Genomic DNA, 11,923 nt, shown 5'->3' on the forward strand with positions numbered 1-11,923 from the left:
GCAACCTGATCGCTATTCAAACCCCCATTACACATTTCTTGATTAACAAAATATTTTGAACAAAAAGAGATGTTTAAAAAATATCAGCCCAGCACTTTAGCTACTGAACACGGTATTAATTCTCGATTTTTTCCATGCTTAAATTGATCAATTGTTTATCTTTTTCTTCCAAACTGCTGATCCAATGTGTCACTTTGATACCCTTGTTATCTTTCTCATACTTGAAAGAATGACAGCAAGAAAAATTAATTTCATTCTTCTATTATCAAATGCTTCATCCAAATACTTCATTCATTGTAACTGTTTTGAAACCACTATCGTAAAGATATCTCATTTCAGACCTAAATAAATCAATACTCGTGCTATACTCGCCTCTATCATCATCAATATTATGATAAATTATTATGGGTATGTTATCAACACTGTGACTTTTTTCACTATATTGATCTACATATGCTTTGAACGCATCTAGCATTTGTAAATCAGAATAATTATTCTCTTTTCTTTCGGCGTCATGGCTCCAACCCACGATAGTATATTTTTCATAGCCCTTAAGACTTCTAACACGGTCGCTACCTGTTTGACTATCGCCACCTGCAGTCCTAGCAAAATCATAAGTATTTGATACCAAGTCCAAAGATTCCTGGTCATCATCACCTGAATTGAAAGGATACGAAAAACTGTTAATATTAAGGCCTCGATCTTCAAGGCATTTCTTTGACTCAACGATTTCATTATATTTAGAATCCCGTGTAATTTGGTCTAAATTTACATGATTCATACTGTGAGACCCTATCTCGTTTCCTTCTTCTTGTAAAGTTTGTATTTGCTTCCAAGTCAATCTATTTTTTCCATCTATGTAATCACATACAACGTAAAACGTAGACTTGAACTGATATTCATCAAGTATAGCTTTTGCATTTTCATATTGGCTTTTCCAACTATCATCGAAATTGATTACTGCAATTTTTCCATCACTAATTGGTATGTTAGATTTTTTTTCTATGTTTTCACTTTTGAATTCATCATTTTTTTCCTGATACTTATTTTTGTAGAAATCTAATTGTGAATTTGATTCATTTTTAGCATTATTTGATTCAGGTTCTCTCAACTTGCTCATAACATTATCAATCTTCAAATCTTTATCATAATTGTAATCAATATGATCATTGTTTTTAAGATGCTCTTTCTCACTTTGAAGAAAAATATCAGAGTTGACTCTGCCTGGAAAATTTGCATCATCCATTTTTGGACTAGTACTATTATCATCATTGAGTGAATTAGGGGCTAAACTATCACCCTCGGCAGAGGAAAGAAAATCAAATGGAACGGAATAATCCATCTCCTCAGGAATGGAAAAGCTAAAAGCATTATTATTTATAATTGTACAAATAGCAAAAGACATAACAATTATTTGAACCAGAATTAAAATTATTCCCAATATTGATCATCATAGTCAGTAGACAATTCTATTTATGACTGCAGAAATAATTTATAGATGCTATTAGTTAGTTAAATAATTTCTAAATTTCAATGTAACTTTGTTACCAAGCTTTTATCTAATACTTTGTTGACTATTCCAATAAATTACCAGAGTAGAAAATGCCCTATTAATCACGAGTTGTATAAATTTTAAACTAATATTTAGCCATTAAAGATAAAAGAAAGACAATCTATAATTTATTTTCTGGATAGGAAAATAAGCATAATTGAACTGGACATACATGCCCACCTTTTTACAATCTGAAATATTAGGCTAGAAAATCTTTTACAATAAAAGTATTATGATAATACTATTTTAAATCTATCAAAAATAAGTTAAATTCATTTTATATTTATAAAGTCAATAATAGAGAAATTATCAATGGATGAAATAGATTCAAAAATATTAAGAAGACTGTTAACAGATGCTAGGAGTTCGTATAGAAAAATAGCATTTGAATTGGGAATTTCTCCACCTACCGTACTTAATCGAATATCAAGACTCGAAAGAGATGAGGTAATAAAGTCATATTCGGCAATGGTAGATTATGCAAAAATTGGGTTTGATTTGACAGCAGTAATTGAAGTTACTGCCATTAAGAATAAAATAATTGAGGTACAAAGACATATTTCAAAATTTTCTAATGTTTGTGCAGTTTATGATATTACAGGCTTGACTGATTTAATAATCATTGCAAAGTTTAAGAATCGTTCGGAGTTAAGTAATTTTGTCAAGCATGATTTATCACTTCCATATATCGATAGAACTAATACCCACATTGTCTTAATTACTGCGAAAGAAGATTTCAGGTTATTGTGATCTTAAATCAGGCACTATTTTGATAAAGTCACGCATATCGTATTTTTGATTATCATCCATTGATTTATTCGTTAGGGATATTATGGGGTTTTCTATTGAAAAATCATTTAATTGTTCAATACACAGTTCTTTTTCAAATACCAGCAGTGTTTCTCTTATTATTGAGTAATCTTCTGTTGACAATCTATCAATTTGTGCACCTTCGGCTGCAGTAGTTCCGTTTGGAGAATAAATTACGCCTCCAACCATCCCTGGACCAAATAATTCACCTGGCAATCCCAAATTAAGCAATATACCACCTGACATATACAACCCCGAATTATATCCTGCGCCAAAAGTTACCAGTCTTCCACCCCTTGCCTGTCCCATCGCCCTTTCCATACATCCTTTTTTGATCAAGACGTCCACACCGGTACTAAATTCAGTTGCTTGATTATTTTGACATGCCAATTCCGTGGCAAAACCCTCTACAATTATTTTGCCTTTATAACCTTTATCTGCCAACCCATTCTCGCTGTTCCCTTTTACTGTCCATGTGCCATCAAAATTGCAAAATGCTCCAAAAAAATTACCTACGTTACCATCTACCACTAGATCGAGTTTTATTGTCTTGTCAAAACTGAGTATTCCTATTCTGTATAGGGACCGTGGGTTTTTTATTATGAGCTTAGTTTCGCCCTCGATCACCTTTTTACTTATGATTAAATTTATTGCTCGTTCCATTATCAGTGGGGAGCTTACAATATCTCCAAATTTTTCAATCGATGCACGTTTTATACCATCTGGGAGGTTTATCCCATAATGTTGCTCAAATATAGTGTTAACCCTTTCAAATTGCGTATCCGGATTAGATATTTTTGAACCTATTTCTTTTACTATTAACCCAAGTTCATCTATATCTAACATGTAACACATTAATCTTTGGTCGTTGATTCATGCCTTATTAATTTATTTATTCTATGGCAAAAATCAGCGACTTGCCTGGTGACGCTGCTTTCACATCTTTATTCGCCCCGATGATATCCAATGCAGATAGATCCGTCGCCATTGCCCAAAATGCAGGAATCCCATCTGACCCAGGATTATACCCCACAATACCCTTTCTTGTTCCAAATCTATCCCTTACTAATGACAATGTACGATTAGTAGAAGCAATATATGTAAAAGGTCCATCAGCTTTTTGGATAAATTCATCATGTGCCCTTTTTAGGTCGCCATGCTGTAATAGCTGATCAACAAGAAATATTGCTATTACCTCTGAATCACAGCTAGAATAGAAGGGGTACCCTTTAATTTCTAGCATATTTCTTAATTTGGAATAATTTGCTATTTCTCCGTTATGTACTACTGCAATATCTGGCATAACAGTAGTACTAAATGGATGAGCATTGCTTGGATCGACGTTACTGCTTGTCGCTATTCTCAAATGTCCAATCCCGTGAGTCCCTTTCATTGATCTTATATTGTATTTTTTATCAAGGTCTCTCACTAGACCCACATTCTTTATCAACTTCATTTCTTTAGTGTAACCCATAATTGAAACGTTTTCGTCTTTCCTTAACCTGGAAACTAGTTGGTCGGATTCTTTTGAATATTTAAATCCTGTAGTAGTCCTTTCTTCCCTTAGTTCGTAATCATTTTCACACTTCATAAGATAGGCAAGATTAGAAAACGAATTGCTTTGACAATTCTCGTCATTATTATAAATGGCTATTCCGGCACTATCTTGTGCTCTTACTTGCTGGCTTTCCATCATCTTGTAAAGCAATGCGCCTACTAAGAAATTTGAATCGGTATGTTCTTTTAAAATGATCCCACAAATTCCACACATGTTTCTTCCACCCCTCCATTACCTATTTATCAACAGATATTCAACTAGTTCCTGTTTTTGAGATTTATTCAGATCTAGTTGTTCTTCTGTCGTATACTTATATATAAAATCCTCAATTATTTGACGATAAGTTTTGTTTGTTCCTTCTATTGCAATATCTGCCTGTATACTTGCCTCAATACTTGATGTACGCAAATCTGAGGATGAAAGATTATAGAAATTACTATAACCTAATGCGGCAGGTACTCCTTTAAGTTCTCCCTTAGTAGCCAACACGTGTTTGTATATCCTATCGGATACTGTATCCAGGTTGGATTGAACCTCATAGTGATGAGCAGCATTAGCAATTAATAAGCTTGTGGAGTATCCAATGATATCTGCACCTAATGCAGCAGCTCTTACAATCCTTCCAGTATTATTAACGTCTCCAGCAACTATTAGTACTGTCCCATCATTTTCCTTTCCGGCATAGTACTGGTCTATCGCGCATCTTATATCGTGTATAACTTTTATTGCATGCATTTCTTTGTATTTTGATTTATTTGTTATTTTGATAGTATTTGCAATAATCCCATCAGCTCCTGCGTCTAACAATGGTCCAAGAAATTTTTCAAAAGAATTATCCACCTCAACAAGGATTGGTCCATTAAATTTTTTTCTTATATCAGTCAGAAATTGTAGGGACTTTTCATCGTTGCATTGTAATACAAGGCCATCGGTGCCATAATCGTCTTCTTCTTCTTCCTCTAATACTGCAGTTCTTTCATTTAATCTTCTAAAATGTGGGTAATTTCTATTTTTTATTCTATTTTCTGAAATAAGCCCCAAGTTTGTGTTAAAGTTCTTTAGTTTATTTAACGCAACGTGGAGTGACTCTAACGTCGTTTCATCCATTTGCATGTCATTATCATAAATTATCAAAGGCATTGATAGAATAACTTTGTTGGGACATTGTCTTCGACCTATGGATATATCAAGATTGATTATTTCTCGATATGGATCGTATGGGGGTCGCGATAGTTGTGCACCTAATGCAGTAATACAATTCCACAAGTCTTCAGTTTTTGGCTCATCACCATTTTTTTGTTCAAGTCTTATTTTATCATCTATGGAAACATTGCGAGGAAGGCCTGTTTCTGCTAATTCCAAGATAGAAGATCGTATTATAAATTTTTCTTTGATATTCATTTTTATTAATCTCCGATACATCCTAGTGTCTGTACATTCTTACTCTTTATCTTGTTATGGTAATTCGTATCGTTTGTAGACAATCCTGATACCAAGTTGGATATCTCATCTGTGGCAAAAAGATCCTCTTTGTTGAGATCCCGTATTCTATTCTTTCCTAAAGAACCTACGATATTTTGCAATTCGATCCTTGTTCCCTTAATATAATTGACTATTCTCTTTACACTGGATTGTATGTTTAATTTTTCATACGACCCAGTTAATCCTGCAGGGCAAGAATTGGTATAACAATCCTGAACCAATGTACATCCCATCGATATGAGAAACCCTGTACCTATACCTACACCATTTGACCCAAGAGCGATACATTTTGCGATTCGTTTTGAATCCCAAATGCCACCATGAGCAATTAGTTTAAACTCTCCCATATCCCTCTCTGAATAATAATTGTCTATTGCATCTTTAGCCAACCTTATTGCGGGTATTGTGTTTACACCTATACTTTCTCGAATCTCCCAAGGAGCAGCCCCAGTACCTCCTACGTAACCATCAATAGCAGCTGCATCAGAACAAGATTTGAGTATTATGGCAATATCGTCATGAACCCTTGATGCCCCCACTTTTACAATAATAGGAACATTCCAGTTAGTAAGCTCTCTTAACTCAAGAATTTTTGCAACCAGATCTTCAGGTCCCAAGATATCAAGGTGTCTTGATGGGGAATGAGCCGACTTATAGGCAGGTATACCACGGTTTTCTGCCACTAATTCTGTCACTTTCGAGCCTGGTAACAATCCACCATGTCCTATTTTTGCACCTTGTCCTATCTTGATCTCTATTGCATCTGCATTGAGCAAGTAGTCAGGATCTTTCCAAAATCTTCCTGATGCATATTGAACCACTAATGGATACTTTCTGCGAAAAAGCTGTTCTCTATCTATACTGTCTAAATTGTGTTCCTTAAGTAGCCTAGATACATATTCCGTTATATTGGGATCACCATTGTTAAAATCATGAACTTCCCAAGGTAGTGCTCCTCCTTCCCCAGTATTCATTATAACTCTTATTCCGTCATCAGCAAGCTGATTTAATGCTAGGTGCAATGCTATTTTTGCAGGAAGTTTTAATGACCCATAGCTCATACCAGAGACAAAAAACGGAATGTCCGTGGTTATTTTTCTGTTTGAATAAAGGCCTCCAATAGTTAAGGATAGATCGACATTACTATAATCAACGTCTGTTTTAATAGATCCACCAATGAGATCGATGGAAGAAAAATAGTCATTTGTGGAATTAGCACCTAGCCCTGAATAAGGAATAAGACCGTCAAATGCTTTTCTTGCATCTAGAATAATTCTTGATTGATCGTAATATAAGAAATTTAAATTATCATTCTTAGCAACTACGGAGGTAGAAGTAACCTCTTTTAGAAGATTTCTTTTGATTTCTAATATATCTTTAGGATACGACATATTTTACCTAAACATTCCCATACATATAGAATTCTCTAGGCGAAGGTATTGCGGCTACTGCTGCATGTTCATCCTTTTTAATCTGACAATACATCTCAATAAAGTCGGCTGCAAATACAGGGTTCAAAAAATCAGCATCAGATTCTAGGGACTCTATAGCTTCTAACAAAGAGGTAGGCAATTTTCTAATCCCATATTCTCTCTTTTCTTGCTCTGTAAGTTTGTAGATATCTTTATCCACGTGGTCTGGAGGAGATATTTTTTTGTTGATACCGTCAAGTCCTGCTAGTAATAAAGCCGACTCCACAAGATAAATGTTTGAACTCGGATCAGGTGTCCTATATTCTATTCTTTTTTGCTTCTCCATATTTTTATAATGAGACGGTATTCTGATGCTAGCTGACCTATTCATTTTACTCCACGCTACGTTAATTGGAGCCTCAAAGCCAGGGACTAATCTTCGATATGAGTTAGTAGTTGGATTTGTTAAAGCACATAGTGCTTTAGCGTGATCTATTATGCCTCCAATATAGTAATGTGCTGTTTGACTTAGTTCCGCGTAATCGTCAGAAGGATCAAAGAACATGTTTGCGTCATGCCCGTATTTCTTTTTTGTCCATAAACTCTGGCTTACGTGCATACCTGAACCATTGTCAAGGGCGACTGGTTTGGGCATAAAGTTTGCAATCATTTCACGTTTAGCAGCGACTTCTTTTACGGTCTTCTTATAGGTAACTACATTATCTGCCATTCTAGTAAGATCGTCATACACCATTTGAATTTCACACTGTCCGGCGGTTGCAACCTCATGATGATGTGCATCAACTTGTATTCCAAAAAATTCTTGCAGTGTTTCTGATACTTCGTCTCTTAAATCCGTTAAACTGTCGGCTGGAGGTGCTGGAAAATATCCTCCTTTAAATGGAATCGTATAATCATTACCGCCTGAAGAATTCCATGGTGCCTCTCCAGACTCTATTGAATATCCTGATCCACCAGAACAATTTACCGAAGACATAGGACTTGGAAGAAGTGATATTTTATTGAATACAAAAAATTCTAATTCAGGTCCCCAATAACTTTTTTCAAAACCTTTGTTCTTTAAGAATTCTTCTGATTTTTGTGCTATGTATCTACAATCTCTGGAATACCTTCTCCCTCCATATCCGTCATAAATATCAACAAACATACGCGCAGCCATGGAAGGATAGGCATAATTTTTCCTATTATGATTATTCTTGTCAAAATATTCTGGCAAGATTGCAAAAGTGGAAGGGTCTGGTTTGAGTAGCATGTCTGATTCATATATCTCTTTGAATCCTTTTATGGAACTACCATCCAGTCTAGGCAATCCCTGCTTAAATGCATCCTCTGTAATTTCAGGTACTGTTTACAGATATTTGATGAAGAAATCCAAAAGGGTCGCAAAAATTTAGTCGTACCCATTTTATCCCAGATCTTTTTAATTCATTTATCACATCCATTTCAGAATTTCTAAAGGTTTTTTCTACTTGCATTGATATATGACAACATTAAAAAAGATAAACTTGTCTGCCATTTTTGTTTACAATTGATATATAGCTAACAGATTTATTTATCATTTGTTAAATAATAAGTCAAAATATGTCTTAAAATATTACACATGATAGACCTCATTTTCCCAGCAAAAAATAGCTTTTCTTTCCTTGTTAACCTTTATGCTCGATTCTCTTTGTTGATTAATTCCTTCACGGTCAAATCATTTCAAAGTTACTAAAATAAATATCATATTTACAAAGCTACAAAAACATAGGAAAATAGAAAAATGTTAACCTTCTTTAATAGTGGAATTAGAGTTTTAAAAGTTAAAATAAAATATACCAGGTCAGAAGATGAAATTAGTTTAAGGCGTAATAAGGCCGAGAGATGAATTTATCCATACCTGTATTGTATTCCTTTTTCACCTCTGGGATGTCTCCATTCTGTTTCTGGGGAACATGTTCCGCATTCTATGCAACCCTCATGTTGCAAAACTACATCCTCTCCTTCAAGACTGTAACATTTAGTTGGACAAAGTGTAACCATTTTTTTCATAAATTCGCTTTTTGAGTTTGTTATTTTGATATGACTTTGTGGATCATCATTGTAACTTAAACTTGATATCCGTTGAGATAATTCTGGAATAGATATTGAATATTCAGAGATGGTTTTGGTACCGAGTTTTTCTGCGAGATTTATTGGAGTATTTATGTATGTCTCCTTTGATTCTATCAATGATAACATATTATTGTACCCTATTTTGTTGACAACGTCAATAGACACGTTTCTTAATTTATCATTTAGAAACAACTTAAAAAGAAATCCATACTTGCCTATCTGTTGGTGTGGAATTTGCTTGCCTGCAGCATCGATTATTGTTTTAATATAATATTTGTCTATCCTTTCCATATCCCTTGTATAAGGACTTTGTTGGACTGACTGTGAATAAAGCTCACCCAAATAGTTTGATGAAATATCAAGATTATTTTTTTCTAACGCTTGTTTTATCGCGTTAGATGCTCTTGCTGCATCATCAATTCCTACATTTAATCCCTCGATTCGTGGTCCAATGAATAATCCTCTTCCTGCAGCATCACCTATGAATAATATGTTTTTGAAAAAGGGCTTTTTCATTCTACAGCGTTTTCCGTCTGGAATCAATTTCGTACTATACTCTAATTCTACATAATCTGTTTCAAATCTAGTATTATATTTTTCAAGTAATTCCTTGTGAATAGCATCCATTTTTGACTTTGCCTCCTCGATAGAATTGAATTCTTTATCTTCAAGAAATCTCTTTTTGCCCTCATGCGAATAATAATCAAATCTCAATTTCTCCCATTTTTTTATCTGTTTATTGACTGCAAATTTAATGCGTAATTGTTCCATCTTAGACAAGGTTTTGTCTGGATAGGGTTCTAAGGCTACTTCATCTTTGATATACTCTTTGACAAATGGATTATTTAACAACGCGTTTACAAGATTGTTTGGTCCTGTTGGATTTGAAATCAAAGAGTCATAATGATATACAACTCCCGCAGATAGAGAATCAAGATTGGTATATAAAAAACCTCCCCCAATGTGGTCGAGAGTTACGTCGCCAGCAAAAATATGGGCTGTTCCTTCCCCAGGATTTAGATTAAATCTTTCTTCTATTATTTCTTCTGGTAATTTGATAACAACCTTTACCCCTTGATATAACTCTGGGGGTGAAAATTTTTGTCGTGCTCCTGTAATTTCTGCAATCTCTGAATTTACTCCGTCAGAAGCAATAACAGCTTTGGCTTCAAAATCATCTAACTCGTCTGTTTCGATAATTGTTTTGCCTTTTTCATCATCCCATCTGATATTTCTAACATGAACTCCACTTACGATGCCTCCGCCATTTATTTCTGCAGACTCTAAAGATTGTTTGGCAAACCAAGAGTTTAATTTATTTAATAACACAGAACAACCAAAATTAGATTGATAATCATGGGAATCTGTCAAATCGATTGACAGGACTTTGTCTTTAGATACACAATTTAGGATATATTTTGTAATTTGTCTTTCCCATGGTTTTTCCTGTAGGAAATTTTCAAATATATCATCAACATTATATACCTTACCAGTTTGAGGATTTTTTGAATACAGTATGCCACCTGAGACGTTCTTTGAACCTACAGGAGATCCTGCTTCTATCAATACTGCCTGAATTCCCTGAGAGGATAATTGCTTTAATGCAGCTAGACCTGCAGAACCGCCGCCAATTATTACAACATCAAACTGTTCCAACTACGGCACTACCTTCTTCTTCTTTTGTTTGTGTCATTTTTTCTCGCTCAAGCTCTTCTATCATTATTGGTAAAACATCCTCTATTCTTCCCTTAATGAAAACATCGCATTCATTTTTTATTGGAGCATTTTCATCAGGGTTTACTGCTATAATAAATCCTGAATTTTTCATTCCTGCTAGATGTTGAGTGGCCCCGCTAATACCCAATGCGATATAAATAGTGGGTTCGACTTTTTGACCACTTGTTCCTATTACTCTTTCTGGAGTAATATAGAGCGAATTCATTTTGTCACTTAATTTGAATGGCTTCTTTGAAATGGGAAGTGATATACCAATTTCAGCGTTTAAAAGTTTTGCAAGTTTTTCTATTAACTTTATGTTCTCTTCTGGAGCCTCTTTTATACCCCTACCAAAACTGATTATTGTTTTATAGCTGCCAAAATCGATTGTGTCTTTAAGAATATTTCTACTTAGAACTTTAATCTCAAGATTTTTTGTATCAAACTCTGGAATACATTCTTCAATTATCCCAGTCCTAGACACATCTCTTTCTAATGGTTCAAATACACCAGGAATAATACTACATGCTTGAGGATGATAATCCCTCTTTATTTCGGGATTTTTGTTATCTAGACAAAGAATAGTAGTCCAAAGAAATCCGGAGAAATCGGGTCTATACATCATTAAGGTTTTTTCAAATGTTAACATTTGTCCCTTTGTTTTATGTTCATGTCTAAAGTCGATATCTTCTATCACCAGTTTATTAATATCAGAGGCCAATCCAGATTCTAGTTCTGCCAAAACTGTGGATGACAAGTGTCGTCCTGTACTATCGGCAGCAAAGAACATGTATCTAGGTCGTTTAAACGCTTTAGAATATTCTGGTGATATCTTTTCAATATACTTTGCATTGGTTGCTATTTGAACAATTATTTTCGTATAGATTTTATTTATATGATAATTTAGTTTTGGATCGTCTGCAAAAATTACAGCGTCTGCACCAAAATAAATCAGTTCTTTGCATAAATGTTTAATATTATTGCCTAGAATTACTGCAATTACCTTTTCATTTAGTGAATATTTTTTATTAAAATCATCGATAAGCCTCCTTGCTTCTGATAACATTTCAAGACCAACAGGAATAATTTTACCATCAACTTGTTCTATAATAACATACAAGTTTCTGTATTTACTTGTCTCATTAATTTTATAGATGTTGTAAACCTCTTTAATCTCAACCTCCTTCTCTTTCTCTTTCGTCAAAGCAGTAGTTTGATCTATCGTCTTGTTCATATTTTCATTCATTTCTTTCACGCTCATTCACTCATTCACACACT

8 protein-coding genes and 1 pseudogene are annotated in these 11,923 nt (G+C 34.3%); 1 reads left to right on the plus strand and 8 read right to left on the minus strand.

Annotated features, from left to right (window positions below; translation table 11 throughout):
• Positions 1-274: 274 nt before the first annotated feature.
• Positions 275-1,405 carry a polysaccharide deacetylase family protein gene (locus AAGU22_RS09960; protein WP_458718961.1) on the minus strand — a complete coding sequence of 377 codons (1,131 nt, stop codon included), beginning with the start codon at positions 1,403-1,405 and terminating at the stop codon, positions 275-277.
• Positions 1,406-1,864: 459 nt separating this feature from the next.
• On the opposite strand from AAGU22_RS09960, the gene AAGU22_RS09965 reads away from it, so the two are divergent.
• Complete coding sequence (locus AAGU22_RS09965; protein ID WP_458718962.1) at positions 1,865-2,302, plus strand: Lrp/AsnC family transcriptional regulator; 438 nt, start codon at positions 1,865-1,867, stop codon at positions 2,300-2,302.
• Here the strand turns inward: AAGU22_RS09965 and AAGU22_RS09970 are convergent.
• The 7 genes and pseudogenes from AAGU22_RS09970 to AAGU22_RS10000 all read right to left on the minus strand — a co-directional run bounded on the left by AAGU22_RS09970 (position 2,294) and on the right by AAGU22_RS10000 (position 11,891).
• Positions 2,294-3,208 (minus strand): GltB/FmdC/FwdC-like GXGXG domain-containing protein, encoded by a 915-nt coding sequence (locus tag AAGU22_RS09970; RefSeq protein WP_458718963.1) that lies wholly within the window; start codon positions 3,206-3,208, stop codon positions 2,294-2,296. The genes AAGU22_RS09965 and AAGU22_RS09970 overlap by 9 nt on opposite strands.
• A gap of 46 nt (positions 3,209-3,254) precedes the next feature.
• A complete protein-coding gene (locus AAGU22_RS09975; RefSeq protein WP_458718964.1) occupies positions 3,255-4,133 on the minus strand; it encodes a class II glutamine amidotransferase in 879 nt (292 codons plus the stop codon).
• 18 nt (positions 4,134-4,151) lie between these two features.
• The gene (locus AAGU22_RS09980) at positions 4,152-5,321 is read right to left on the minus strand and encodes a hypothetical protein (RefSeq protein WP_458718965.1); all 1,170 of its coding nucleotides are present in this window, start codon (positions 5,319-5,321) and stop codon (positions 4,152-4,154) included.
• 5 nt (positions 5,322-5,326) lie between these two features.
• Entirely contained in the window at positions 5,327-6,793 is a 1,467-nt protein-coding gene (locus AAGU22_RS09985) for an FMN-binding glutamate synthase family protein (RefSeq protein ID WP_458718966.1), read from the minus strand.
• Between the two features lie 7 nt (positions 6,794-6,800).
• A pseudogene (gene glnA / locus AAGU22_RS09990) lies at positions 6,801-8,310 on the minus strand (type I glutamate--ammonia ligase).
• A 394-nt stretch (positions 8,311-8,704) separates the two neighbouring features.
• Positions 8,705-10,585, minus strand: a complete 1,881-nt coding sequence (locus AAGU22_RS09995) for an FAD-dependent oxidoreductase (RefSeq protein ID WP_458718967.1) — start codon at positions 10,583-10,585, stop codon at positions 8,705-8,707.
• On the minus strand, positions 10,572-11,891 hold the full coding sequence (locus AAGU22_RS10000) for an electron transfer flavoprotein subunit alpha/FixB family protein (protein ID WP_458718968.1): 1,320 nt from the start codon (positions 11,889-11,891) through the stop codon (positions 10,572-10,574). Before AAGU22_RS10000 ends, AAGU22_RS09995 begins: the two co-directional genes overlap by 14 nt.
• Between the last annotated feature and the right edge of the window lie 32 nt (positions 11,892-11,923).

This window comes from Candidatus Nitrosocosmicus sp. R (assembly GCF_054408505.1).